Genomic DNA, 25,085 nt, shown 5'->3' on the forward strand with positions numbered 1-25,085 from the left:
ACGTGACTGCCGACTCCGCCGCCCGTACCGCCACCGTCGACGCCGAGATGATCCGCGGCATGACATGGGATGCCGTCATCTACACGCTCACGCGCCCGCTCGCCGTCATCGCGTACACGGCCCTCATCGCGGCGTTCGCGGTGAACGCGATCGTGCTGGGGATGGTCGGTGGCGCCGATCAGGAGCAGACGACCACTCTGACCTGGACGATGGTGGCGATCGCGGCGCTGATCGTCGCCTCGATCATCTTCACCCGTGCATCCACCCGCCGTGCGATCAGCACGACGATGCCATCCGGGTCGGTCGTGCGCGTAGAACTCGGCGACGAGTCGATCAAGATGGTGTCCAAGAGCGGCGTCTCCGATGTCGCCTACTCGACGTTCCGGTCGGTCCACGTCGGCAGGTACGCCGCGCTCCTGCGCCTTCGGGGCACGTCGGTGGTCACTGTGGTGCCGCGCATCCTGCTCAGCGATGACGACGTGGTGCGCCTGAAATCACGCGTGAAGTCGACGAACTGACCCCGCGGGCCGGCCGGTCGGATCAGGTCGCCTCGAGGTCGAACGGCGGCGGCGAAGCCTTCGTGAAGTCCGGGCGCACCCGCGACGGCTGTCGTTCTGCGACCGCAGCGGGCACCGCGGCAGGAGCGACGGCAGTCGCGGTCGCGGTCGTCGACGGGGCGTCCTCGAGCAGCGCGTCGCGGATGATCCGGCGAGGGTCGTACTGACGTGGATCGAGCTTTCGCCAGTCCACCTCGTCGATCTCAGGACCGATCTCGTCACGCATCCTCGTGCGGGTGTCCCGCAGGTACTCCCCGACCTTGCGGACGACGCCGGCGAACGTCTCAGCGGCCTTCGGAAGACGCTCGGGGCCGATGATGAGCGCGGCGATCACACCGATGAGAAAGAGCTTCTCGATGGTGAGGCCGAAATCCATGTAGACAGGCTACCCGCCGCGCCTGACGGCGATGAACACGACGGGCGAATACTCTGGATGCGGAGGATACGGCCATGAGTGAGAACGACGCGAACGCACGGTACATCCGCGAGGCGATCATCGAGCCGGCGCACATCGCCAGGGCCCGCACCCACGCGCAGGAGCTCGGCGTCACTTCGGTGAGCCCCGCTGTCGGCTCGCAGCTGGCCGTGCTCGCCGCGACGACCGACGCCCGCTCGATCGTCGAGATCGGCACAGGCGCCGGGGTCTCCGGCCTGTGGATGCTGCGCGGCGCCCCCCGCGCCGTCCTGACCTCGATCGACAACGAGCCGGAGCACCTTGCCGCAGCGCGGCGAGGTTTCAGCGAGGCGAAGGTGCCGTCCACCCGCGCGCGGTTCATCACCGGTCGCGCCGCCGACGTCCTGCCCCGCATGAACGAGGGCGCGTACGACATCGTCCTCGTCGACGCCGACCCGGAGAACGTCATCGAGTACGTCGAGCACGGGCTGCGCCTGGTGCGCACCGGCGGGGTCGTCGCGGTTCCGCGCGTGCTGGCCGGTGGCCGCGTCGCCGACCCTGTGCAGCGGGATGCCGTCACCAGCGCATTCCGCTCACTGATCCAGGAGACGCAGGAGTCGCCTGCCGTCCTCGCCGCGATCTCCACCGCAGGTGAGGGGCTGCTGCAGCTGGTCAGTCTCAGCACCGAGTAGTCGCAAGCACCGAGCAGTCGCAAGCGCCGAGTAGTTGCAAGCACCGAGCAGTCGCACCCGCAGACGTGAGCTGCGCCCCGGCCTGAGCCGGGGCGCCGCTTCTGCGTGCTGGTCGGATCAGTCGAGGATGCCGCCGAGCATCGAGTCGACATCGCCGGACACGTCGCCGATGAGGTCATCGACGTCAGCGCCGATGTCGCCGACCGAGACGCCGGAGTCGTTGCCGGAGCCGACGACGTTGCCGTTGGCGTTGCCGGAGCCGACCTCGTTGCCTGAGACGTCGTTGCCGGAGCCGATCGGAGCATCGATCGGGGCGGTCACGTCGTTGCCCGAGCCGACAGGGGCCGAGACCTCGTTGCCGGAGGCGACCGGGGTGTCGTTGCCCGAGAGCACGTCACCGCCGAGGGAATCGCTGACCAGCGGGCCGTCGACCACGGGGCCATCGACGAGACCGGTGTCGTTTCCGCTGGCGAGGACGGTCTCGCCGAGCCAGGCCTGGAGTCCCTCGATCGAGCTCATGAAGTCGGTCGTCGAGGTGGTGGAGGTGGATTCCTGCGTGCTGTCGGACGACTCAGCGGCCGTGGCCGGCAGAGCGAATCCTGCGATCGCGAGAGCGGCTGCGCCGGCGCCCGCGGTGCTGATGAGTCCGAGTCGTGTCATCTTGCGCATGATGTTCCTTTCCGTTTCGTGCGACATTCGCCGCACAACAGGTCGTTCGGACCCGTCGTGGAATCGGATGGGATGGTGCTCGGATCGCCGCAGCAGACGCAGAAGGGCGGCGGATCCGAGGATCCGCCGCCCTTGAAGGTGCTACCGGTTCAGCTCACGACGCCGGCGAGGACGTCGTGCAGCTCCTTCGCCTCTTCGTCGTTGACCGAGACGACCAGTCGGCCGCCACCTTCGAGGGGAACCCGCACGATGATGAGTCGTCCCTCTTTCACGGCCTCCATGGGTCCGTCTCCGGTCCTCGGCTTCATCGCTGCCATCGTGGCTTCCTTTCCCTCGGTGGTATGCATCAAGTTTATCGGTACACTTCCGCCCCGGCGCGCGCGGTGCCGTAATACCTCGTGAACACCACGTCACGTGACGTCTTCGCCGCGGTCACGGCACCTGCCAGTAGGCGCTCCCCTGCGCGTAGACCTGATCGATCCAGATCCACTGACCGAGCACGCACAGCGCGAGCACCACGATGCGGTAGCCCCGCGACCTCGGAACGGCCAGCGCTCCCGCCAAGGGCGTGAGCGGCAGCAGCAGGCGGAACGTGCTCGACTGCGGGAAGAACACGGCCAGCAGATACAGCAGGTAGCTCGCGCTCCACAGCCGCAGATCGACTCCGAGGCGGCGCACCTGCGGGGAGAAGAGCAGCATCGCCGCCGCAGCGAGCACGAGGATCCCGAGAGCGATGAGACCCCACCACCCAGGCATCCCCCATTGCGTGAACCAGAACTGCGCGGCCTGCACCCAGCCGTCGAACGGCACGAACGCCGCGTCGTCGACGCCCCAGTTGCGACGCCAGGACAGTTCGGTCGCCATGTACGCCCCGGGGTCTCCCGTGACGAACCAGGCGATCAGCTGCCATGCGAAGCCGGTGGCTGTCGCGAGCGCCCCGAGCGCGATGATGTGCACGACCTCACGGGTCGAGAGCGGGTCATGACGGCGGCGGATCCAGCGCAGGATGCCGTGCAGCCCGAGATACAGCGCGAAAGCCAGGATGCCTGGACGGGTGAAAGCCATCACGGGGATGACGAGGTACAGCCAGGCGTACCTGCGCCGAGCGACCAGATCGAGCGCGATGAGCAGCAGGAGCACGAACAGCGACTCGGCGTAACCGACCTGGAACAGCGCGGCCAGCGGGCCCCAGGCGAAGAAGACCACCGCCCACATCGTCGCCGAGGCGCCGATCCGATGCCGAAGAAGCCGATGCAGCGCGACGCAGGCGAAGAACCCGGCGACCAGCGATATCAGCAGGGCCCCTGCGCCCCACGCGCCGAACGGCAGGCCGACGATCTGCGCGGCGTACGCGTATACGGGCATGAACGCCCACGCGTTCTCGGTGACCTGCCCGGTCTCGGTGAGGGGCAGCACATGGGGATAGCCCTCCCAGGCGACCAGCCAGTACCACTGCGCGTCCCATCCGAGCACGAAGCTGCCGATGGTCGCGTCCGCACCGAACCGCGATCCGACTGTCGAGCGCTCCGCGGCCAGCAGCAGGAATCCGGTCGTCACCGCTCTGCCGAGCAGATAGACGACGGCGATCCGCGCGATCACGGGCAGGCGCACCCAGTGCTCGAGCACCCCGCGGCGTGCGCCGACGGTCAGCGCCCGGTGAGCCACGCCCGAAGGCCCTGCTCGATCGCGTCGATCTGCGCGAGCGGCACGCGCTCCTCGTCGTGGTGGGCCAGGTGCGGGTCGCCTGGGCCGTAGTTCACGGCAGGGATGCCGAGAGCACTGAACCGCGCGACGTCGGTCCAGCCGTACTTGGGCCGAGGGACGGCGCCGACCGCGGCGACGAACTGCTGTGCGATCGGAGCATCCAGGCCGGGACGAGCGCCGTCGGCGGCGTCCGTGATCTCGACGTCGAAGCCCTGGAGCACTCCTCGCAGGTGCGCCTCTGCGTCTGCGGACGTCTTGCTCGGGGCGAAGCGATAGTTCACCTCGACCTCGCACAGGTCTGGGATGACATTGCCCGCGACACCGCCGGTGATGCGCACGGCGCTCAGACTCTCGCGGTACGCGAGCCCTTCGACAGTGACCTCCTTCGCCCGGTACTCGGCCAGACGCGACAGGATCGGCGCCGCGGCGTGGATCGCGTTCTCGCCGATCCACGCCCTCGCGCTGTGCGCACGGACACCACGTGTGCGGACCATCGCGCGCAGAGTGCCGTTGCATCCACCCTCGACCTCGCCGTTCGACGGCTCGCCGAGGATAGCGAAGTCTGCGGTGAACAGATCGGGGCGGTCCTTCGAGAGCAGGTTCAACCCGTTGAGGGATGCCGCGACCTCTTCGTTGTCGTACCACATCCAGGTGATGTCGACGATGGGCTCGGTGAGCTCGGCGGCGAGCTTGAGCTGCACCGCGACGCCGGCCTTCATATCAACGGTTCCGCGCCCCCACAGATGCGGCTTCCCGTCGATGTCGACGAGCCGCGTCGGCAGGTTGCCGTTGATGGGGACCGTGTCGATATGACCGGCGATCACGACCCGTCGGTCGCGGCCGAGGTTCGTGCGGGCGACGATCGTGTTGCCGTGTCGGATGACCTCGAGGTGGGCCAGCGGTGCGACAGCGGCTTCGACGGCATCCGCCAGGGCTGCCTCGTCACCGGAGACGCTGGGGAGGTCGCAGATCGCGCGCGTGAGGTCGACGGAGGAGACGGTCGGGTCGAGCAGCATGCGTCCAGCCTACGGCGCGGCCCTGCCTCGGGAGCGCGGTAGCGTGGACGTATGACCAACGCGCGCACTGTCTGGGGACTCGGCCTCACCACGATCGCCGGCAACGGCACCGTTCTGGATGCCTGGTACCCGAAGGTCGGCATCGGCTCCGTGATGGAGTCCTCCCCGGCGACGGACTCGACGGCCGCAGACCTCGAGGCGCAGACCGGTGCGGACGAGCGCCGAGGCGTCACGATCGAGACGGTGACGCTCGAGATCGATCTGGACGCTCCCCCCGTCTCGACCGCGGACGCGTACCTGCGCCTGCACGCGCTGTCGCATCTGCTGGTGCGTCCCAACGAGCTGAACCTCGACGGCATCTTCGGCCACCTGCCCAATGTCGCCTGGACCAATGCGGGCCCCATGCACCCCGACGACGCCGCTCGCCTGCAGCCGCAGATGCGCCGCCACAGCATCCAGGTTCAGGGGCTCGACAAGTTCCCGCGCCTGACCGACTACGTGCAGCCCGCCGGCGTCCGGATCGCGGATGCCTCGCGCGTTCGCCTCGGCGCCCACCTCTCCCCCGGCACCACCGTCATGCACGAGGGGTTCGTGAACTTCAACGCCGGCACGCTCGGGGCCTCGATGGTCGAGGGTCGCATCTCGCAGGGTGTCGTCGTCGGCGAGGGCAGCGACATCGGCGGCGGAGCATCCATCATGGGCACGCTGTCCGGCGGCGGAACCGTCCGCGTCTCGATCGGCGCGCGCACCCTCCTCGGTGCGAACTCGGGGCTCGGCATCGCCCTCGGCGATGACTGCATCGTCGAGGCTGGCGTCTACATCACCGCCGGGTCGAAGGTCGTCCTCGCCGACGGCACTCGCACAGCCGACGGCGGCCAGCGCATCGTGAAGGCAGCGGAGCTCAGCGGGCAGAACGGCATCCTGTTCTGGCGGAACTCGGTCACCGGCGCGATCGAGGCGAGGCAGCGCCAGGGCGCCGGCGTGACGCTCAACGACACCCTGCACGCCTGATACCCAGCCGCACTCTGCTAGTCTTGTGAGGTTGCCCGGCATCGGGCGACTGCGTCGTCGACACGGGGTCCACCCAGACCGAAGTGAGCTGCAGAGCTCCTCCACCAGTTGGCGTTTCGAACGGCGAACCTCTGCGCACCTCCTGTGCGCGGTCGCCCATCTCACTATTCGCGCACGGATCATCGTGCGCTGACGGAGTATCTCTATGCCCACCTTCCTTGAACTCGGCGTGCCCGCACGCCTCGCTGACGTGCTCGCCGCGGACGGCAAGACCGAGGCGTTCGCGATTCAGCGCGACACCCTTCCCGACTCGCTCGCCGGGCGCGACCTGCTCGGCCGCGGCCGCACCGGCAGCGGCAAGACGATCGCGTTCGCACTGCCGCTGGTCGCTCGACTGAGCGCCTCGCAGAAGCGCACGCGCCCTCAGCACCCGCGCGGTCTGGTGCTCGCACCGACGCGTGAACTCGCCACGCAGATCGCGGCGACCGTCGCGCCTCTCGCCGAGGCCGCCGGCCTCCGCGTCACCACCGTCTTCGGCGGTGTCAGCCAGCGTCCGCAGGAGCAGGCGCTCCGCAGCGGCGTCGACATCGTCGTGGCGTGCCCTGGCCGCCTCGAAGACCTCATGAAGCAGAAGCTCGTCTCGCTCGACTCGGTCGAGGTGGCCGTCCTCGACGAGGCCGACCACATGGCCGACCTCGGCTTCCTGCCAGGTGTCACGCGCATCCTCGCCTCGACTCCCGCCGGTGGCCAGCGCCTGCTGTTCAGCGCGACGCTGGACCGCGGAATCGACTCGCTCGCCAAGCGCTTCCTGTCGAACCCGGTCAGCCACGAGGTCGACGAGGCAAGCGTCCCCGTCGGCGAGATGACCCACCGCGTGCTCGTGACGACCTCGACCGAGCACAAGACTGTGCTCGTGCGCGAGCTCGCCTCCGGTACCGGGCGTCGCATCCTCTTCACCCGCACCAAGCACCAGGCGAAGAAACTCGCCAAGGTGCTCACCGCGGCCGGCATCCCCTCCGTCGACCTGCACGGCAACCTGTCGCAGAACGCTCGTGAGCGCAACCTCAGCGCGTTCTCGGCCGACCCCGCCGAGGGCGGCGTGCGTGTGCTCGTCGCAACCGACGTCGCTGCCCGCGGCGTGCACGTCGACAACGTCGATCTCGTCGTCCATGTCGACCCGCCCATGGAGCACAAGGCGTACCTGCACCGCTCCGGCCGCACCGCGCGTGCGGGCGCTGCCGGCACCGTGGTCACCGTCGTGCTGCCAGAGCAGCGCCGCGATGTGAAGGATCTCCTGCGCAAAGCGCAGATCACGGCCGAGCTCGAGACGGCGAACTCCACGATCGTCGACGAGCTCGTCGGAGATCGCGCCGCCCACGTCAAGCCGGCGCCGGTGCAGCCGCAGCAGCGCCAGCAGCCGAAGAAGCCGCGTCAGCCCCAGCAGGGCGGCGCGCCGGCCTCCGGCTCCCCCGCTCGGCGTCGCCGTCGTCCGCAGGGACAGGGCGGCCAGGGTCAGGGCGGACACGGACAAGGCGGCCACGGACAGAGCATCCAGGGCCAGTCCGCAGGTCAGGGCCAGCGTTCCGGTGGCGGGCAGCGCGGCGGCCAGCAGAACCGCATCCAGGTGGGCCAGCGCGTCGACACCCGGCGCCCGCGCCGCGCGCAGGGCGGCGGTTCGCAGGGACGCTGATCCCTCGGATACGAAAAGCCCCGGCCGCTTCCTTCGGGAAGCGGCCGGGGCTTTTCGCATCCCGCGCTGTGCGGAACCGTCCGATCAGCGGGTCTGGAACTGCCGCTCCGGCGCCCCCGTGTACAGCTGCTGCGGGCGACCGATCTTGGTCTGCTTGTCGAGGTTCAGCTCGCGCCACTGCGCGAGCCAGCCGGGAAGACGACCGATCGCGAACAGCACGGTGAACATGCGGGTCGGGAAGCCCATCGCCTTGTAGATGACACCGGTGTAGAAGTCGACGTTCGGGTACAGGCGACGCTCCTTGAAGTAGTCGTCCGCGAGGGCGATCTCTTCGAGCTCCTTGGCGAGGTCGAGCAACGGGTCGGTGACGCCGAGTTCGCGCAGCACCTCGTCGGCAGCCTCCTTGACGAGCTTGGCGCGCGGGTCGTAGTTCTTGTACACCCGGTGGCCGAAGCCCATGAGCTTGACGCCCTCTTCCTTGTTCTTGACGCGCTCGACGAAGCGCTGCACGCCCTGACCCGAATCGCGGATCTCGGCGAGCATGCTGAGCACGGCCTCGTTCGCGCCGCCGTGCAGCGGGCCGGAGAGAGCCTGGATGCCGGCGGAGATCGACGCGAACTGGTTGGCGCCGGTCGAGCCGACCAGGCGAACCGTGGACGTCGAGGCGTTCTGCTCGTGGTCCTCATGGAGGATCAGCAGCAGCTCGAGCGCCTTGGACATGACCGGATTGATCTCGTAGGACTCGGAGTGGACACCGAAGTTGAGCTTGAGGAAGTTGTCCACGAAGCTCAGCGAGTTATCGGGGTACAGGAACGCCTGCCCGACGCTCTTCTTGTGCGCGTAAGCGGCGATGACCGGGAGCTTGGCGAGCATGCGAACCATGTTCAGTTCGACGTGCTCGGGGTTGTTCGGGTCGGTCTGGCCCTCGTAGTACGTCGACAGGGCCGCGACTGCGGACGAGAGCACCGACATCGGGTGCGCGGTGTGCGGCAGCGCCGAGAAGAAGTGCTTGATGTCCTCATGCAGCAGCGTGTGACGGCGGATGCGGTCGTCGAAATCGGCGAGCTCGGACGGCGTCGGCAGCTCACCGTAGATCAGCAGCCAGGCGACCTCGAGATACGTGCAGTTCTTCGCGATCTGCTCGATCGGGTATCCGCGGTAGCGCAGGATGCCCTGGTCGCCGTCGATGAACGTGATCTTCGACTTGGTGGATGCCGTGTTCACGAACCCGTAGTCGAGACCGGTGTAGCCGGTCTGCTTGGTCAGCGTCGAGAAGTCGATGCTGTCGGCGCCTGCAGTGCCGCGCAGAATGGGGAATTCGGCAGTGGTCTCGCCGATCGTGAGAGTGGCCTTCGCCTGCTGGTCTCCCGCTGCACTCACGCGGACCTCCTTGTACGTTTACGCGACCGTGGTCGGTCAGAGTCGTCCTGTTGGTCGGATGGATCGAGGGCGATGCACGGCGCAGAGCGCCTGGCCGGGTCACGACCGAATCGCCTTTACAGCCTAGTCGCCAGATCGGCCTACTGTGACATCCGCCAAGAGATGGAGGAGTTCAGCGGTGGGAACCTACAGCGACTCGCCGCGCAGGCGGCGAGCACCCTCGGCGACGCGCTCGAGCGGGGCCGTCAGCGCGAGGCGCACATGCTGCGCGGCATCCGCTCCGTAGAAGGGCCCAGGGCCGGCCAGGATGCCGAGATCCGCGAGCGCGCCCATCGACTCCCAGGCGTCCCTGCCCTCTGTGGCCCAGAGATACAGCCCGGCCTCCGAGCCGTCGATCCGGAAGCCGGCCTCCTGCAGGGCTGGGCGCAGCAGGTCACGGCGGGCGCGATACCGCTCCTTCTGGGCGGCGACGTGCTCGTCATCGCCCAGAGCTGCGACCATCGCCTGCTGAACAGGGGCGGGCATCATCAGACCGAGGTGCTTGCGAGCGCTCAGCAGGTCGGCGATGACACGTGCGCAGCCGGCTGCGAACGCTGCACGGTACCCCGCGAGGTTGGACTGCTTGCTCAGCGAATAGACGCTGAGCAGGTTCTTCCGCGAGCCCCCGGTGACGCGAGGGTCGAGCACTGATGGCACCGGCTCGGCGGCCCAAGGACCGTCCCAGCCGAGCTCCGCGTAGCACTCGTCGCTCGCGAGCACGGCGCCGAGCTCGCGGGCACGGCGGACGGCGACCGCGAGCTCGTCGACGGTCCAGGTGCGCCCGTCCGGGTTGCCGGGGGTGTTGATCCAGATGAGCTTCGTGCCCTCCGGCCACGCCGCGGGGTCGTCTTCGGCGACCGGTGCGGCGCCGGCGACGCGCGCACCGACTTCGTAGGTCGGGTACGCGACGCGGGGGAACACGACGATGTCGCCCTGGCCGAGGCCGAGCAGCGTCGGCAGCAGCGCCACGAGCTCCTTCGAGCCGACGGTGGGCAGGACGTTGTCCACGGTGAGGTCGGGCACTCCCCTGCGGCGGGCGTACCAGGCGACGATCGCCTCGCGCAGCGCCGGGGTGCCGATGTTCTGCGGGTACGCATGAGCGTCGGTCGCTTCGGCGAGCGCGCGCCTGATCACCTCAGGCGTCGGGTCGACGGGAGAGCCGATCGACAGGTCGACGAGCCCCCGTGGATGCAGTGCCGCGCGCTCACGGAACGGGACGACGGCATCCCACGGATAGTCGGCGAGGTCCCGAACCCCCACGCGTCACTCCCCCTGCGGCGGGAGCGCGGCGATGATCGGGTGATCGTGCTTGATGACGCCGACCTTGGCGGCGCCGCCAGGCGAGCCGATCTCTTCGAAGAACTCGACGTTCGCCTTGTAGTAGTCCTGCCACTCGTCGGGCAGGTCGTCCTCGTAGTAGATCGCCTCGACGGGGCACACGGGCTCGCAGGCGCCGCAGTCGACGCATTCGTCGGGGTGGATGTACAGCGACCTTTCGCCCTCGTAGATGCAGTCAACGGGGCACTCGTCGATGCAGGCGCGGTCCTTGACATCGACGCACGGAAGGGCGATCACATACGTCACCCCTTCAGTCTACGACCCGTTCTCGGGGTGAGGCGCCTCACGCGGCGCGTGCTGTGCCTGGCGTCGGAGGTTCGGCCAGGCGATCACGAGCAGCGCGATGCCGGCGACGAGGTAGATCCAGACCTGCCCGATCGGGGTGTTCGGAACGATGATGGAGCCGCCGGGCCCTGGGCCGGAGATGATCAGCAGCATCCCGATCATGCCGAGAGCCGTGGCGATGGTCGCCGCACGGTCGTGGGTGAGTGCGCGCACAGCAATGAGCAGTGCGGCACAGGCGATCGCGCCGACGATGAGCCCGATCGGCACCGGCCCCCACATCAGACTGTGCGCGATGGTGCCGGCGGCGCCGTAGACGACACCGACAAGGGCAGCGGCGATCCAGGACAGCGTTCGAGACAACCAGTTGGGCACGGACAGATCTTACGCCGCGAGTGCCGGGTTCCCGCCTTCAGACAGCCCAGCCGACGAGCCGCAGCACGGCGGCGACTGCGGCTGCAGCGATCACGACGACGAGGAACGACTGGCGCAGGTACAACAGCCCAGCCGCGACCAGGACGGCCGGGATCCGCGCATCGACCACGATGGCCTGACCGTTGCCGAGGGTCTGCACGGCGACCAGGGCGGCGAGAAGGGCGACGGTGAGCAGATCCGAGATCCGCGCCGGCCGCGGCGCTTCGAGCAGGCGTGCGGGGATCAGGTAGCCGAAGGCCTTGAGCGCCGCACAGATGCATGCGGCCAGCAGCACCGCGCTCCAGACGCTCACCGGGCTCCCTCGCCCGACGGGCTCTGGTCGCGCCCCAGCCAGTTGAACCACCCGACGAGGATGGCGACGACGGCGGCCACGAGCACCGGCAGCCCCGGCATGATGAACGGGGTCAGCGCCGCTGCGACCACGGCAGCCGCCACGCCGACCGCGATGGCCTGACGCTGCTTGAGGCGCGGCCAGAGCAGCGCGAGGAATGCGGCTGCGGCCGCCGCATCCAGCCCCCAGGTCTTGGGATCGCCGAGCACGTCGCCGAGGAGCGCGCCGAGGAGTGTGGTGAGATTCCAGCCGATGAACACGCCGAGACCGGTGACCCAGAAGCCCAGACGACGCAGAGGCGTCGTGCTCTGCGAGATCGCCACGGCCGTCGATTCGTCGATCGTGACATGCGCGGCGGCCGTGCGACGCAGGGCGCCGGCGCCGATGATGGGCGACATCCGCATGCCGTACGCCACGTTGCGCACGCCCAGGAGGGCAGCCGAAGCGATCGCCGAGGGCAGGGCGCCGATGCCTCCTGCGCTGAGCACCCCGATGAACGCGAACTGGGATCCGCCGGTGAACATCAGCAGGCTCAGCACGCACGTCTGCCAGACGTCGAGGCCGGATGCCACGGCGAGGGCTCCGAACGAGATGCCGTACGCGCTCGTGGCCACGGCGACGCCGATGCCCTCGCGCCAGACCTCGCGGCGCGCGACATCGGCGGATCCGGCATCCGCCGTTCGATTCGATGAACGCATGCTCGTCATTCTGAACACCTGCCGCGGGATAGTCAAGTGAACGAACGTTTGACATGATGAACGCATGGATCTCGGAACACGCATCGCGCGAACTCTGCGCCGAGAGCGCGAAGCACGCGGGCTGTCCGTCTCGGAGCTCGCCAGGCGAGCCGGAGTGTCGAAGGCGACGGTGTCGCAGCTCGAGGGCGGATCGGGGAACCCGAGCGTCGAGACGCTCTGGGCCCTCGGCGTCGCGCTGGACGTCCCGTTCGCCGTCCTCGTGGATCAGCAGGCGAACGCGCCGACGCTGATCCGCGCAGCCGACCTCGCCGGAGTGCCATCGGCGGCCGCCGCGTACAGCGCAACGCTGCTGTCGGCCAGCCCTCCTGGCGCCCGTCGCGACGTTTATCTCATCCAGGCCGAGCCCGGTGAACCGCGCCGATCCGACCCGCATCACGCCGGCACGACGGAGCACGTCATCCTGCTCTCCGGCCAGGCGCTGATCGGACCGGCGGGAGACGGCGTGCTGCTGAACCCCGGGGACTATCTCGCGTACGCCGGCGACACCCCGCACCTGTTCGAGGCGAAGGTCGCCGGCACGAGCGCTGTGCTCATCTCCGAGTTGCGCTGAGCGGCGGGCGCTAGGTCGACACAGGATCCGGATCGGGGATCTCGTCGGGCTTGTATCGAGGCAGACGCGAGGCCGGCAGGATCGCCAGCGCACTGATGCCGGCGAGGATCAGAAGGCCGAGCCGCAATGTTCCGAGCCTGGACTCCTCGTTGACGGTGACGGCCGCATCGACCTGCTCCTGCGTGGCATCGGTACTCTCGAGCACCGCGCGCAGATCGTCGTTGCTGACGAAGTTGATGTCATCCATGTTGACCTGCGCGACCAGCGACGGGGGCAGCTCAGGATGCTCGAGCACTGCTCGCCCGACGCTGATGCCGAGCAGAGACACCAGGAGTGCGCCGGCGACCGCTGTTCCGACTGCCGAGGCGAGGTTCTGCGTCGTGCCGCGAAGGGAACCCACATCTCCCGCGAGCGCGGCAGGGGCGGAGGTGACGAGCACATTGAACACCAGCGTCACCAGAGCGCCCTGCCCGACGCCGAAGACGAACAGGCCGAGGATGGTCGGAAGCGTCTCCCAGTTGTTGTTCACGACGATCGACAGCCAGATCAGTGCCGCAGTCGTCAGAATGAAGCCGAAGACGCCGATCGTCCGCGGCGGATACCGCTTGTAGAAGCGAACGACCAGGGTCGCGGTGACGAACACGGTGAGATTGAACGGCATCATCGCCAGAGAGGTGTCGAAGGGCGTGCGCCCCTGCACGATCTGGATGTACAGCGGGATCGAGAAGTTGACGCAGGCCTCGAGCGCCACGACGATGAACATCGCGTAGACGGCGGCGCGCTCCCGCGGTGAGTCGATGATGCTGAGGTCGATCAGGGGCACCTGCCCTCGCGACATCCGCCGTCTCGTCCAGAGGAAGAATCCCTGACCGAGCACGACGCCGACGATGATGAACAGCGGTGCCGGCGACAGGCCGAACACGGTGAACGGTGCCCCCTCGGTCGCGGCGAGCGCTCCCCAGGTGTTGAGGTTGTTGAAGCCCAGGGTGAGGAGCACGATCGCCGAGCCGATCAGCAGCGCGGCGACGAGGTCGATGCGGATCGTGGCGTTCCCGTGGTCGCCGCGCAGTGTGAAGCTCAGCGCGAAGACGACGACGGCGATGCCCAGCACGATCATGAACACCGGTCGCCAGCCGACCAGGGTACCGAGCGTTCCTCCGATGAGGAACGCGCTCACACCGGAGATCGCACGCGCCGAACCCAGAGCGCCGATCGCGGTCGCCTGCTGCGGGCCGTGGTAGTTCTCGGCGATCAGCGCGACGAGCGATGGCACGATGATCGCTGCCGCGGCTCCGGCGGCGGCCTGACCCGTGATCGCCCAGGCCACCGTGGGCGCGAAGATCATCAGCAGGGATGAGCCGGCGAACAGCACGATCACGATGCGGAAGATCAGCACCCAGCCGACGCGCTGCCCGAGCTTCGCGCCGGTCATCACGAGCGCCGCCACCGCGAGCCCGTACACGACGATGGTCGAACTCGCGATCGTCGGCGGCACACCGAAGTCCTCGACCATGCCGCCCAGCGAGATCGGCAGCGCTGCGACGTTGAACGACATGAGCACCTGCGCGAGGAACAGGCTCACCATGGGCAGCCAGGACGTCCTCTGCGAGGCCTCCTTCGCGACGGTGTCGGTCATGATCATCACTCCTCGGCGCGGGTCATCGGCGCTGATGCGAACAGGTTCAATCCCAGTGATCGTGAGAGATGGCCGATCGCAAGCTGCGCGCGCACCGAGTTGCCTGCGCTGTCCAATGGCGGCGAGAACGCGCCGGCCGCCCCTTTGCCGGGCGCGACGGCGACGATGCCGCCGGACACCCCTGACTTCGCCGGAAGGCCGATCTCGAAGAGCCACTCCCCCGAGCGTTCGTATAGTCCGGATGCCGCGACCACGGCGAGAGTGTCGCGACAGACATCCGCGGAGACGACTCGACGCCCCGTGACGGGGTTCACGCCGCCGTCCGCGAGAGTCGCGCCCATGACGGCGAGGTCATGCGCCGGGACGTTCAGCGAGCACTGGCGCGTGTAGACGTCGACGATCTCGTCCGAGTCGCCCGTCAAGCGTCCGTAGCTGCCGAGCAGCCGACCCAGTGCGCGGTTGCGTTCGTTCGTCTGGATCTCCGAGTGATACACGTCGTCGTCGAACGGGAGCTCCCGCCCGGCGAATGCGGAGAGCCCGTCGCGGATGCTCTCCCATTTGGCATCAGGGTCGGCACCGGGCATCAATGCCGTCGTGGCGATCGCCCCGGCGTTGACCATCGGGTTCATCGGATGCCCGCCGTTGAGCTCGAGCGCCATGACCGAGTTGAACGAGAGCCCGGTGTTGTTGACCCCGACGATGTCGCGCACGGTCTCATGGCCGTGCTCCTGGATCGCGAGCGCGTACACGAACATCTTCGAGATCGACTGGATAGAGAACGGATGCAGAGCGTCACCGGCGTCGTGGACGCCGCCCGTGGCATCCACCACGGCGAGTCCGAACAGCGCCGGGTCCGCCGCTCCGAGAATCGGAATATAGTCGGCGACCTCGCCCGACGCCTCACCCGAGTGCCGACGATGCGCCTCGAGCACGAGTTCTTCGACACGCTCCCAGCCCGGCAGCGCGCCCGTGGCGACCGCTTGGTCGATTCCTTCGGTGTCGGTCGGGATCAACCCGAGGCTCCTCACGCTCTCGGTGTCACCGTAGACCCGGCCGAGGTTTCTGTACAGACCGGCCTGCACAGGATCCTGACACGACGAAACCCCCTCGCGGCACCCGCGCCCCCGCGCAGCGACGTACGTCAGCGGGGGCGTCGGCGGCCGGAGGGGGCCTCGACGGAATGAGGTGTTACGCGTTCGCGTCCTGACGCTTCATGCGCGAGGTCTCGCGGCCGCGGATCGTCTGGTCGAGGATCACCTTGCGGATGCGGACGACTTCAGGGGTCACCTCGACGCATTCGTCGTCGCGGGCGAACTCGAGGCTCTCCTCGAGCGTGAGCTGGCGCGGCGGCGTCATCGACTCGAAGGAGTCCGAGCTCGCGGCACGCATGTTCGTGAGCTTCTTCTCCTTGGTGATGTTCACGTCCATGTCGTCGGCGCGCGAGTTCTCGCCGATGACCATGCCCTCGTAGACCTCCTGCGTCGGCTGCACGAAGAACGACATGCGCTCCTGCAGCGCGATCATCGCGAACGGGGTCACGACGCCCTGTCGGTCGGCGACGATCGAGCCGTTCTGACGCGTGGTGATCGAACCAGCCCAGGGCTCGTAGCCGTGCGAGATCGCGTTCGCGATGCCGGTGCCGCGCGTGGTGGTCATGAACTCGCTTCGGAATCCGATGAGGCCGCGCGACGGGACGATGAACTCCATGCGCACCCAGCCGGTGCCGTGGTTGATCATGTTGTCCATGCGACCCTTGCGGTTCGCCAGAAGCTGCGTGATCGCGCCGAGGTGCTCTTCCGGCGTGTCGATGGTCAGGTGCTCGAAGGGCTCGTGGACCTTGCCGTCGACCTTCTTGGTGACCACCTGCGGCTTGCCGACGGTGAGTTCGAAGCCCTCACGGCGCATGTTCTCGACGAGGATGGCCAGCGCCAGCTCGCCGCGGCCTTGAACTTCCCAGGCATCCGGTCGGCCGATGTCGACGACCTTGAGCGACACGTTTCCGATGAGCTCGCGGTCCAGGCGGTCCTTCACCATGCGAGCGGTGAGCTTGTGCCCCTTCACCTTGCCCATCAGAGGCGACGTGTTGGTGCCGATCGTCATCGAGATGGCCGGGTCGTCCACATGGATCTGCGGCAGCGGGCGCACGTCCTCTGGGTCGGCGATGGTCTCGCCGATCGTGATGTCCTCGAAGCCGGCGATCGCGACGATGTCGCCCGGCGCGGCGGACTCGGCCGGGTAGCGCTCCAGAGCGCGGGTCTTCAGAAGCTCGGTGATGCGGGCGTTGCTCGTGGTGCCGTCTGCACGGACCCAGGCGACGGTCTGGCCCTTCTTCAGCGTGCCGTTGAAGACGCGCAGCAGGGCGAGGCGGCCGAGGAACGGGCTGGAGTCGAGGTTCGTGACCCACGCCTGCAGGGGCGCCTCGTCGTCGTACGACGGAGCCGGGATGTGCTCGAGGATCGCACCGAACAGCGGCTCGAGGTCGTCGTTGTCGGGCAGGCTGCCGTTGTCGGGACGGTTGAGGCTGGCAGCACCGGCACGGCCGGACGCGTACACGACGGGGACGTCGAGCAGCGCATCGACATCGAGGTCGGGCACGTCGTCGACCAGGTCGGATGCCAGGCCGAGGAGCAGGTCGTGCGCCTCTTCCTCCACCTCTGCGATACGGGCGTCCGGACGGTCGGTCTTGTTGACCAGGAGAATGACCGGGAGCTTCGCCTCGAGCGCCTTGCGCAGCACGAAGCGGGTCTGCGGCAGCGGGCCCTCCGAGGAGTCGACCAGCAGCACCACACCGTCGACCATGGACAGGCCGCGCTCGACCTCGCCGCCGAAGTCGGCGTGGCCGGGGGTGTCGATCACGTTGATCGTGATCTCCTCGCCCTTGGCGTGCTCACCCTTGTAGGTGATCGCGGTGTTCTTGGCGAGGATCGTGATGCCCTTCTCGCGCTCGAGGTCGTTCGAGTCCATGGCGCGCTCGTCGACGTGAGCGTGCTCACCGAAGGAGCCCGTCTGACGAAGCATCGCGTCCACGAGGGTCGTCTTGCCGTGGTCGACGTGCGCGACGATAGCGACATTGCGGAGGTCAGAGCGAAGGGCGTGCGCCATGCAGGTTTCCTAAAGGGATTGGTATGTGATGGAGGTGCCGCTTGTACTGAGCGAGCGTCAGCGAGACGAAGTGACGGTACAGGATATCGCACGCTCGCTGACCGCTCACCGAGCACCCATATGAACGCTCCCGTAACATCGGGCTGTGTCGTCGGAATCCGCCTCTGTCTCACGTGCTCGCACGTGGTGGGAGATCGCCATCGTGCTGGGCCTCGGACTGGGCGAATCGGCGATCTACGCGATCGTGCAGCTCGCGTACCGGCTCACGGATGCCACGCCTCTCGCCGACCAGACCACCACGCTCAACCCCTCGCGCAGCGACCGCGAGGTGTTCGACCTGATCTACCAGGTGCTGGGGATCGGATTCTCGATCGTTCCCGTGCTGCTCGTGTGCTTCGTGATGTGGCAGAGCGCTCGTCCTCATCTCGGGCGACTCGGACTGGACGGCACGCGAGTCGGCAGGGATGCCGGTCACGGCATCCTGCTCGTGCTCGCCATCGGGATCCCCGGCCTCGCGCTCTACGTCGGCGGCCGGATGCTCGGGCTGTTCGTCGCCGTGGATCCTGCCGGGCTCGACACGCACTGGTGGACGGTACCTGTTCTGCTGCTGTCGGCCGCTCGCGCCTCGATCATCGAGGAGTTCGTGGTGCTCGGATACCTGTTCTCCCGCCTCCGCACGCTCGGCTGGGGCCTGTGGCCGATCATCATCGCCACCTCGGTGCTGCGTGCCAGCTATCACCTGTACCAGGGCCCTGGCGCGTTCGTCGGCAACCTCGCGATGGGCCTGCTGTTCGGGTGGCTGTTCGCCCGAACAGGCCGCCTGCTCCCGTTCCTCGTCGCGCACTTCCTCATCGACGGGATCGCGTTCGTCGGCTACCCCTTCGTCGCTCCCCTCCTCCCTTAGCGAGACTGCAAAACCACGCCGAGACCGCATCGCTTCGCGTGCGTCTCGGCGTGGTTTTGCAGTCTCGGTAGTGACATCTCTCTCTGCACATCAAGCGCCACGGGCCCTACCTGTGGAAACGCGGTGCCAGTGGACACATAACGTCCATTGTGGGGTGATGCAGCTTCTCCCCAGCCCGTTGTCTCTGCTCCTCTCCCGCGACGAAGGCGTAAGCCACACCGAACGAGGCTGGCGCTCCGGAGCACTCACACGCCTCGCACGCGGCGTCTACGTGAACACTGACGGTTGGCGACTTCTCCCGCCGTGGGAGAAGCAGTTGGTACGCGTGCATGCCGTGTTGGCAGTCGATCCGCGACGAGTGATCTGCGGCGAATCAGCGGCCGCCCTCCTCGGCGTGCTCGTCGCTCACCCGTCCCGACCTGTGCATCTGCTCACGGAAACGGGAGCCTCACGCGAGTATCGCGGCGTCCGTACACACTCCTCCGTCGATGCGCGCGAGATCATCGTCGTCGACGGCATCCGTCTCACGTCGCCCGCCGCCACTGCAGTCGACATCGCACGTTCTCGCCCACCGGCCGAGGGTCTGGCATACGCGGACGCACTGATGCGAGCGGATCCCACGATCTCGCGAGCGTCCCTCATCGCATTGAACGATGCGCTCGCATCCGGGCGAGGACGGCGTCAAGCGCGCTGGGCTCTCGAACGTGCGACGGGCCGTCCCGAGAGCGTCCTCGAATCGGCCAGCCTCGCCGTGATCGAGTGGCTCGGCTACGAGGCGCCCACCGTGCAGCAGGAGTTCTTCTTCGAGGGGCATGTCGACCGCGGGGACTTCTACTGGGAAGATGTCGATGTCGTCGGCGAATCTGATGGGGATTTCAAGTACTTGGGCGATCTGGGAGACCCTGCTCAGACGATCATCGACGAGAAACGTCGAGAGAACCGTTTACGTCGAAACACCGCAGGGCTTGCGCGATGGGGATGGACGGAGCTTCACGAGATCGAGCCGCTTGATGCGGCACTACGTGCAGCTGGTCTGCATCCTGTGCGCCCTCGCGACACGATGCGCCTGACCGGATTTCGTCCGCTCGGCCGAGACTAATTCCGAAACTGCAAAACCACGCCGAGACCACATCGCTTCGCGCGTGTCTCGGCGTGGTTTTGTTGATTCGAGGGATCAGTGGGCACCGAGCGAGATCGACGCGCCGGGGATCGCGCTGAGCAGACGCTCGGTGTACTCCTGCTGCGGGTTAGCGAAGATATCGTCCACGGTGCCCTGCTCGACGATCCGGCCCTTCTCCATGACGCAGACGCGGTCGGCGATGACGCGGACCACCGCCAGATCATGGGTGATGAACAGGTACGTCAGGTTCAGCTCGGCCTGCAGGTTCGCGAGCAGGCTCAGCACCTGGGCCTGCACCAGGACGTCGAGCGCCGATACCGCCTCGTCCAGAACAACGATCTCGGGCTTGAGTGCCAGCGCGCGCGCGACGGCGACGCGCTGCCGCTGCCCACCGGAGAGCTCGTTCGGATACCGGTCGACGATGCTCGACGGCAGTGCGACCTGGTCGAGCACCTCGAGCACACGAGCACGACGCGAATCCGTATCGCCCACTCCGTGAACCCGAAGCGGCTCGGCGACCGTGTTGCCGATGTTGTGCAACGGGTCGAGCGAACCGTACGGGTCCTGGAAGACCGGCTGCATCTGGCGACGCATCGCCAGCAGCTCCGACCTGTTCATCGTGTCGGTGTCGCGGCCGTTCACGAGGATCGAGCCGGACGTCTTGTGCTCCAGGCGCAGCAGCATCTTGGCCGCAGTCGACTTGCCCGACCCGGATTCGCCGACGATCGCCATCGTCGACCCCTTAGGCACCTGGAACGAGATGTCATCCACAGCCGTGAAACGCGTCGATGTGAACCCGGTTCCCCGGATCTTGAACACCTTCGTCACGTCCCGGAACTCGATCACCGGCTCTGCCGACTCGATGGCATCGTGATCGACGACGGTGGGGATGACGGCGAGGTCATCCAGCCCCTCGACCTCGATCGAGTCGACGGACTCATCATGGCTTGAAGCGGACTGGATGCGCTTGGACGCCAGGCTCGGCGCAGCCGCGACGAGTCGCTGCGTGTACGGATGCTGCGGATTCTGGAGGATTTCCAGCGCCGGCCCCGACTCCACGATGCGTCCACGGTGCATTACGACCAGGTTCTCGGCGCGCTCGGCTGCGAGCCCGAGGTCATGCGTGATGAACAGCACGGCGGTGTTCCGCTCAGCGGCGAGACTCTCGAGGTGATCGAGGATCTTCTTCTGCACCGTGACATCCAGCGCACTGGTCGGCTCGTCGGCGATCAGCAGCTCGGGATGCGACGACAGGCCGATCCCGATCAGGACGCGCTGCCGCATCCCGCCGGAGAACTCGTGCGGGAACTGGCGCAGTCTGGACTCAGCATCCGCCAGCCCCGCCTGCTGGAGAACCTCGACGGCGCGCTTGCGAGCGGCCCTCTTGCTGTCTGCGAGCCCGTTGGCCCGGATGGTCTCCTCGACCTGGAACCCGATGCGATGCACCGGATTGAGGCTGTTCATCGGGTCCTGCGGGACGAGGCCAATGAGCTTGCCTCTGACCTCTTCGATCTGGGACTTGCTCAGCGTCGTGAGATCCCGCCCCTGGAACAGCACCTTTCCTCCGGTGACCTGCCCGCTCCCGGGGAGCAGGTTGATGATCGCGTGGGCGGTCGTCGACTTGCCGGAACCGGATTCCCCCACGATCGCCATGGTCTCGCCGGGATAGATGTCGAAGCTTACGCCGCGCACGGCCGGCACGACGCCGTCCTGGGTGCGGAAGGCGACCTCCAGATCCTGCACCGACAGCAGCGGAACGTTCGCGTCAGCAAAAGGCATCATCGCAGCGCCCTCGCCTTCGGGTCGAGCGCATCGCGCACTGTCTCTCCCAACATGATGAACGACAGCACAGTCAGCGACAGCGCGATCGATGGATAGATGAGCGGCATCGGGTCGGTGCGGAGGCGGATCTGCGCATCGGCGATATCCTTGCCCCACGAGACGACGTCGCCGGGAAGCCCCACGCCGAGGAACGACAGCGTCGCCTCGGCCGTGATCGCCGCGGCCAGACCGATCGTGCTGACGACGATCACCGGAGCGATCGAGTTCGGCAGCACGTGGGTGAACATGGTCCTGACCTTCGAGACGCCGAGCGCCTCGGATGCCATGACGTAGTCCGCAGACCGCACTCGCAGAATCTCCGAGCGCAGGATACGGGCAAGCGCAGGCCATCCGAAGAAGCCGATCGCGAGCGAGATCACGAGGATGTTCCGGTTCGCGAGGAACATAGACATGATGACGACGGCCGCGAGGACGTAAGGGATCGCGAAGAACATGTCGCCGATGCGCATCAGCACCGCGTCGACCCATCCGCCGAAGAACCCGGCGAACGCTCCGATGACGATCCCCATCACGGCGATGATGAGCGTCACCAGGAGTCCGACGGAGAGCGAGGTGCTCGTGCCGTGGATCACGCGGGAGTAGACGTCGCAGCCCTGGAAGTCGAAGCCGAGCGGATGCCCCGACTCAGGTCCCGCGTTGGAGTTGGACAGGGCACAGTCGTTCGGGCCCACCTGCACGAACAGTCCGGGGAACACCGCCACGACGACGAGGATCAGGACGAACACCCCCGACACCCAGAACATCCAGCGTCCGCGCAGATCGCGCCAGGCATCCAGCCAGAGATTGCTCTTGCGCTCGCTGACGCGCACGGCGTCGACGGCTCCGAGTCCGACCTCGTCGAGTTCGGCGACATAGTGCGGCATCCGCCGCGTGGAGTCATTTGACATAGCGGATCCTCGGGTCGAGCACGCCGTACAACAGGTCGATCACCAGGTTCACGAGAACATAGATGACCACGAGCACGGTGACGATGGAGACGATCTCCGGGGCATCGTGTCTTCGAATTGCGCCGAACAGCTCGTTGCCGACGCCTGGCACGTTGAAGATCCCCTCCGTGACGGTGGCACCGACGATCAGGATGCCGAAGTCGGCCGCCAGATTCGTCGTGACGGGGATCATCGAGTTGCGCAGCACGTGCACCGGTATGACGCGACGCGTTGGCAGGCCCTTTCCGAAGGCCATCCGCACGAAGTCCTGCTGGCGCGTCTCGATCACGGACGCACGGGTGAGGCGGACGACGTACGCGAAGTTCAGGGCGGCGAGCACAATCGCGGGAAGCAGCAGGTCTTCCCATGGCACGCCTCTGCTCACCGTGGGTCTGAATATCCCCAATTGGATGCCGAGAAAGAACTGCGCCACGAAGGCGAGGACGAAGACCGGCAGCGAGATCAGGAACAGACTGATGAGCATCGACACATGGTCGAAAACGCTGTTCTTGCGGAGTCCGGCGACCAGGCCGACGAGCACGCCGAAGACGAGCTGGATGATGATCGCGAGAAGGGCGAGTCGCAAGGTCACCGGGAAGGTGCGCGCGAGGATGTCGTTCACACTCTGGCCGCGGAAGGTCGTACCCAGGTCGCCCTGGAACAGGTCGCCGAGGTAGATCAGGTAACGGGTCAAGAACGGCTGGTCGAGGTGGTATTCGGCCTGCAGCGCGGCGTACTGCGCGTCCGTCGGTGTCTTGTCACCGAACAGCGCGAGGATCGGGTCGCCCGGTAGAAGGAAGACCATCGAGAAGATCAGGAAGGTCGCCCCGAGGAAAACGGGTACCGCCTGCAGGAGGCGTCGAAGAATGTATCCAGTCATAGCGAGTACCAGAACCGTGCGGTGCGGTGCGGGGCGACAGAACCTCATCGCCCCGCACCGCACGCTCCGGACAGAGCCTGTGTCTTACTCCGCCTTCGTGATCTGGTAGACGATCGGCCAACTGTCCCAGCCGTACTCGACGTTGTCGACGGCGGTGGAATAGCCGGCGTTCGTCGACCGGTACCAGAGCGGCAGCACGGGCAGATCCTTGAACAGAACCTCCTGAGCCTGCTCGAACTTGGCGTTGCCCTCTTCGACGGACGGTGCCGTGGCGCCCTCCTGCACGAGCTTGTCGTACTCGGGGTTCGAGTAGTCGCCGTCGTTGGAACCGGCGCCGGTGATGAACAGCGCGCCCAGGATGTTGTACGCACCCGGGTAGTCGAACTGCCAGCCCGAACGGGTGGCGGCGTTCAGCGTGCGGTTCTTGATCTCCTCACGCAGCGTCGCGAGGTCGGGGAACGCCTGACCCTGCGCGTCGATGCCGAGAGTGTTCTTCAGCTGGTTCGACACAGCGTCGACCCACGGCTGGTGTCCGCCGTCGGTGTTGTACGCAATGGTGAACGTGCCGCTCCACGGGGAGATGGCGTCGGCCTGCGCCCACAGATCCTTCGCCTTGTCGGCGTCCGCGTGGGTGACCTCTGAACCGGCGATGTCATCCTTCCATCCGTCGATGACCGGTGACGTGTAGTCGACGGCGGGCGTGCGGGTGCCCTCGAAGATGACGTCGGTGATCTCGTCGCGGTCGATCGCGTAAGAGATCGCCTGGCGACGCAGGTTTCCCTCTTCGTCGTTGCCGAAGTGGTCGAGGCGAGCCGGGATGGTCAGACCCTCCCAGATAGCAGCGGGCTGATCGACGGCGCGGTCGCCGAGGTCGTCCTTGTACGTCGCCAGAGCGGACGGCGGGACACCGGGGTTGATCACGTCGAGGTTGTCGGAGAGCAGGTCGGCGTATGCGGCCTCACCTGTTCCGTAGAAGACGAGGTCGACGCCGCCGTTCTGCGGCGTGCGGGGTCCGTCGTAGCCTTCGTTCGGGACGAGGGAGATGACCTGGTCGTGCTCCCAGTTGTCGAGCTTGTAGGGGCCGTTGCCGACCGGAGCCTGACCGAAAGCCTCCGGGTCGTCGAAGAACGAGTCGGGCAGCGGAGAGAACACCTGGTAGCCGAGACTGATCGGGAAGTCCGACTGCGGTGCGGCGAGCTGGACGGTGAAGGTGGTGTCGTCGACGACCTCGAGCGAGAGAGTGTCTTCGCCGCCTTCGGCGGAGTATCCCTCGAAGTTCGCGAACCACCACTGGTTCTCGAAGGCCGCGTCGGATGCCGCGTACTGCCAGGCCTTCACGAACGACTCGGCGGTGACAGGAGTGTCATCGCTGAACTTCGTGCCTTCCTTGATCTTGATAGTCCAGAGCTGGTTGTCCTCGGACTCGATCGACTCGGCGACGTCCATCGCCATCGCGCCGTCGGCTTCGTAGTACACCAGGCCCGCGAAGAGGTTCTGCAGCGCAAGACCGCCACCGACCTCGTTAGTCACAGCCGGAATCAGCGGGTTCTGGGGCTCATTACTCTGAACCGTGACGATGCCGGTAGAGGCTCCGCCGCCTCCGCCGTCGCTGTCACCGCCGCCAGTGCTCGATGAGCATCCGGAGAGGGCGATCGCGCCTGCAGCAAGCAGGCCGACGGTCGCCAGCAGAATCCTTTTTCTCTTCACGTTGTCCTCCTGTGGACATGTAGAAGTGCACCCCCTCGTCTTCGAGAGGCAGATAGTCGAGAATAACCCGACGTGGTGCCCGCAACTCGCATCCGTGTCCCTCCGTTAATCAACCGTTACTG

At 67.1% G+C, this 25,085-nt stretch carries 25 protein-coding genes; 7 read left to right on the plus strand and 18 right to left on the minus strand.

Annotated features, from left to right (window positions below):
- Nucleotides 1-2 precede the first annotated feature (2 nt).
- Nucleotides 3-518 (plus strand): hypothetical protein, encoded by a 516-nt coding sequence (locus KHB019_RS04460; RefSeq protein ID WP_337458160.1) that lies wholly within the window; start codon nucleotides 3-5, stop codon nucleotides 516-518.
- A gap of 22 nt (nucleotides 519-540) precedes the next feature.
- On the opposite strand, the gene KHB019_RS04465 is transcribed toward KHB019_RS04460, so the two are convergent.
- Nucleotides 541-933, minus strand: a complete 393-nt coding sequence (locus tag KHB019_RS04465; protein ID WP_230102136.1) for a Sec-independent protein translocase TatB — start codon at nucleotides 931-933, stop codon at nucleotides 541-543.
- Between the two features lie 74 nt (nucleotides 934-1,007).
- Between KHB019_RS04465 and KHB019_RS04470 the strand changes: the two genes are divergently transcribed.
- The gene (locus tag KHB019_RS04470) at nucleotides 1,008-1,643 is read left to right on the plus strand and encodes an O-methyltransferase (protein WP_337458161.1); all 636 of its coding nucleotides are present in this window, start codon (nucleotides 1,008-1,010) and stop codon (nucleotides 1,641-1,643) included.
- Nucleotides 1,644-1,760: 117 nt separating this feature from the next.
- Here KHB019_RS04470 and KHB019_RS04475 read toward each other — a convergent pair whose 3' ends face one another.
- From KHB019_RS04475 to dapE, 4 genes are all read right to left on the minus strand, one after another.
- Nucleotides 1,761-2,312 (minus strand): hypothetical protein, encoded by a 552-nt coding sequence (locus tag KHB019_RS04475; protein WP_230102134.1) that lies wholly within the window; start codon nucleotides 2,310-2,312, stop codon nucleotides 1,761-1,763.
- A 149-nt stretch (nucleotides 2,313-2,461) separates the two neighbouring features.
- Nucleotides 2,462-2,629 (minus strand): DUF3117 domain-containing protein, encoded by a 168-nt coding sequence (locus tag KHB019_RS04480; RefSeq protein ID WP_147039918.1) that lies wholly within the window; start codon nucleotides 2,627-2,629, stop codon nucleotides 2,462-2,464.
- Nucleotides 2,630-2,744: 115 nt separating this feature from the next.
- A complete protein-coding gene (locus KHB019_RS04485; RefSeq protein WP_337458162.1) occupies nucleotides 2,745-3,977 on the minus strand; it encodes a hypothetical protein in 1,233 nt (410 codons plus the stop codon).
- Nucleotides 3,959-5,032: a succinyl-diaminopimelate desuccinylase gene (dapE, locus tag KHB019_RS04490; protein WP_325471315.1), complete on the minus strand. Its 1,074-nt coding sequence runs from the start codon at nucleotides 5,030-5,032 to the stop codon at nucleotides 3,959-3,961. The genes KHB019_RS04485 and dapE overlap by 19 nt, the downstream gene beginning before the upstream one ends.
- A gap of 51 nt (nucleotides 5,033-5,083) precedes the next feature.
- Between dapE and dapD the strand changes: the two genes are divergently transcribed.
- Nucleotides 5,084-6,043 (plus strand): 2,3,4,5-tetrahydropyridine-2,6-dicarboxylate N-succinyltransferase, encoded by a 960-nt coding sequence (gene dapD / locus KHB019_RS04495; RefSeq protein ID WP_230102131.1) that lies wholly within the window; start codon nucleotides 5,084-5,086, stop codon nucleotides 6,041-6,043.
- A gap of 205 nt (nucleotides 6,044-6,248) precedes the next feature.
- A complete protein-coding gene (locus tag KHB019_RS04500; RefSeq protein ID WP_230102130.1) occupies nucleotides 6,249-7,733 on the plus strand; it encodes a DEAD/DEAH box helicase in 1,485 nt (494 codons plus the stop codon).
- A gap of 84 nt (nucleotides 7,734-7,817) precedes the next feature.
- Here KHB019_RS04500 and KHB019_RS04505 read toward each other — a convergent pair whose 3' ends face one another.
- The 6 genes from KHB019_RS04505 to KHB019_RS04530 all read right to left on the minus strand — a co-directional run bounded on the left by KHB019_RS04505 (nucleotide 7,818) and on the right by KHB019_RS04530 (nucleotide 12,236).
- On the minus strand, nucleotides 7,818-9,113 hold the full coding sequence (locus tag KHB019_RS04505; RefSeq protein ID WP_337458163.1) for a citrate synthase: 1,296 nt from the start codon (nucleotides 9,111-9,113) through the stop codon (nucleotides 7,818-7,820).
- Between the two features lie 186 nt (nucleotides 9,114-9,299).
- Nucleotides 9,300-10,412, minus strand: coding sequence for a succinyldiaminopimelate transaminase (gene dapC / locus KHB019_RS04510; RefSeq protein ID WP_337458164.1), 1,113 nt, complete (start codon nucleotides 10,410-10,412; stop codon nucleotides 9,300-9,302).
- 3 nt (nucleotides 10,413-10,415) lie between these two features.
- Complete coding sequence (fdxA, locus tag KHB019_RS04515; RefSeq protein ID WP_227530477.1) at nucleotides 10,416-10,736, minus strand: ferredoxin; 321 nt, start codon at nucleotides 10,734-10,736, stop codon at nucleotides 10,416-10,418.
- Between the two features lie 9 nt (nucleotides 10,737-10,745).
- On the minus strand, nucleotides 10,746-11,147 hold the full coding sequence (locus KHB019_RS04520) for a histidinol dehydrogenase (protein WP_230102127.1): 402 nt from the start codon (nucleotides 11,145-11,147) through the stop codon (nucleotides 10,746-10,748).
- Between the two features lie 37 nt (nucleotides 11,148-11,184).
- Nucleotides 11,185-11,499, minus strand: a complete 315-nt coding sequence (locus tag KHB019_RS04525) for an AzlD domain-containing protein (protein WP_230102126.1) — start codon at nucleotides 11,497-11,499, stop codon at nucleotides 11,185-11,187.
- The gene (locus KHB019_RS04530) at nucleotides 11,496-12,236 is read right to left on the minus strand and encodes an AzlC family ABC transporter permease (protein WP_230102125.1); all 741 of its coding nucleotides are present in this window, start codon (nucleotides 12,234-12,236) and stop codon (nucleotides 11,496-11,498) included. Before KHB019_RS04530 ends, KHB019_RS04525 begins: the two co-directional genes overlap by 4 nt.
- Before the next feature lie 64 nt (nucleotides 12,237-12,300).
- Here KHB019_RS04530 and KHB019_RS04535 point away from each other — a divergent pair, with 64 nt between their 5' ends.
- Entirely contained in the window at nucleotides 12,301-12,846 is a 546-nt protein-coding gene (locus KHB019_RS04535; protein ID WP_230102124.1) for a helix-turn-helix domain-containing protein, read from the plus strand.
- Nucleotides 12,847-12,856: 10 nt separating this feature from the next.
- Here the strand turns inward: KHB019_RS04535 and KHB019_RS04540 are convergent, their stop codons facing one another.
- From KHB019_RS04540 to typA, 3 genes are all read right to left on the minus strand, one after another.
- A complete protein-coding gene (locus KHB019_RS04540; protein WP_230102123.1) occupies nucleotides 12,857-14,482 on the minus strand; it encodes an MFS transporter in 1,626 nt (541 codons plus the stop codon).
- Nucleotides 14,483-14,487: 5 nt separating this feature from the next.
- Nucleotides 14,488-15,495 (minus strand): glutaminase A, encoded by a 1,008-nt coding sequence (gene glsA, locus KHB019_RS04545; RefSeq protein WP_337458165.1) that lies wholly within the window; start codon nucleotides 15,493-15,495, stop codon nucleotides 14,488-14,490.
- Between the two features lie 175 nt (nucleotides 15,496-15,670).
- On the minus strand, nucleotides 15,671-17,584 hold the full coding sequence (gene typA / locus KHB019_RS04550; protein WP_230102121.1) for a translational GTPase TypA: 1,914 nt from the start codon (nucleotides 17,582-17,584) through the stop codon (nucleotides 15,671-15,673).
- A gap of 145 nt (nucleotides 17,585-17,729) precedes the next feature.
- Between typA and KHB019_RS04555 the strand changes: the two genes are divergently transcribed.
- Both KHB019_RS04555 and KHB019_RS04560 read left to right on the plus strand, forming a co-directional pair.
- Nucleotides 17,730-18,488: a CPBP family intramembrane glutamic endopeptidase gene (locus tag KHB019_RS04555; RefSeq protein WP_337458166.1), complete on the plus strand. Its 759-nt coding sequence runs from the start codon at nucleotides 17,730-17,732 to the stop codon at nucleotides 18,486-18,488.
- A 70-nt stretch (nucleotides 18,489-18,558) separates the two neighbouring features.
- The gene (locus tag KHB019_RS04560; protein ID WP_337458167.1) at nucleotides 18,559-19,587 is read left to right on the plus strand and encodes a type IV toxin-antitoxin system AbiEi family antitoxin domain-containing protein; all 1,029 of its coding nucleotides are present in this window, start codon (nucleotides 18,559-18,561) and stop codon (nucleotides 19,585-19,587) included.
- A 75-nt stretch (nucleotides 19,588-19,662) separates the two neighbouring features.
- Here KHB019_RS04560 and KHB019_RS04565 read toward each other — a convergent pair whose 3' ends face one another.
- The 4 genes from KHB019_RS04565 to KHB019_RS04580 form a co-directional block, all read right to left on the minus strand.
- Nucleotides 19,663-21,390, minus strand: coding sequence for an ABC transporter ATP-binding protein (locus KHB019_RS04565; RefSeq protein ID WP_325471306.1), 1,728 nt, complete (start codon nucleotides 21,388-21,390; stop codon nucleotides 19,663-19,665).
- Nucleotides 21,387-22,337, minus strand: coding sequence for an ABC transporter permease (locus KHB019_RS04570; protein WP_337458168.1), 951 nt, complete (start codon nucleotides 22,335-22,337; stop codon nucleotides 21,387-21,389). Before KHB019_RS04570 ends, KHB019_RS04565 begins: the two co-directional genes overlap by 4 nt.
- Nucleotides 22,327-23,256 carry an ABC transporter permease gene (locus tag KHB019_RS04575; RefSeq protein WP_337458169.1) on the minus strand — a complete coding sequence of 310 codons (930 nt, stop codon included), beginning with the start codon at nucleotides 23,254-23,256 and terminating at the stop codon, nucleotides 22,327-22,329. Before KHB019_RS04575 ends, KHB019_RS04570 begins: the two co-directional genes overlap by 11 nt.
- 84 nt (nucleotides 23,257-23,340) lie before the next feature.
- Complete coding sequence (locus KHB019_RS04580; RefSeq protein ID WP_230102115.1) at nucleotides 23,341-24,963, minus strand: peptide ABC transporter substrate-binding protein; 1,623 nt, start codon at nucleotides 24,961-24,963, stop codon at nucleotides 23,341-23,343.
- Between the last annotated feature and the right edge of the window lie 122 nt (nucleotides 24,964-25,085).

The organism is Microbacterium sp. KHB019 (assembly GCF_037285405.1).
In the GTDB taxonomy this organism is placed as follows: domain Bacteria; phylum Actinomycetota; class Actinomycetes; order Actinomycetales; family Microbacteriaceae; genus Microbacterium.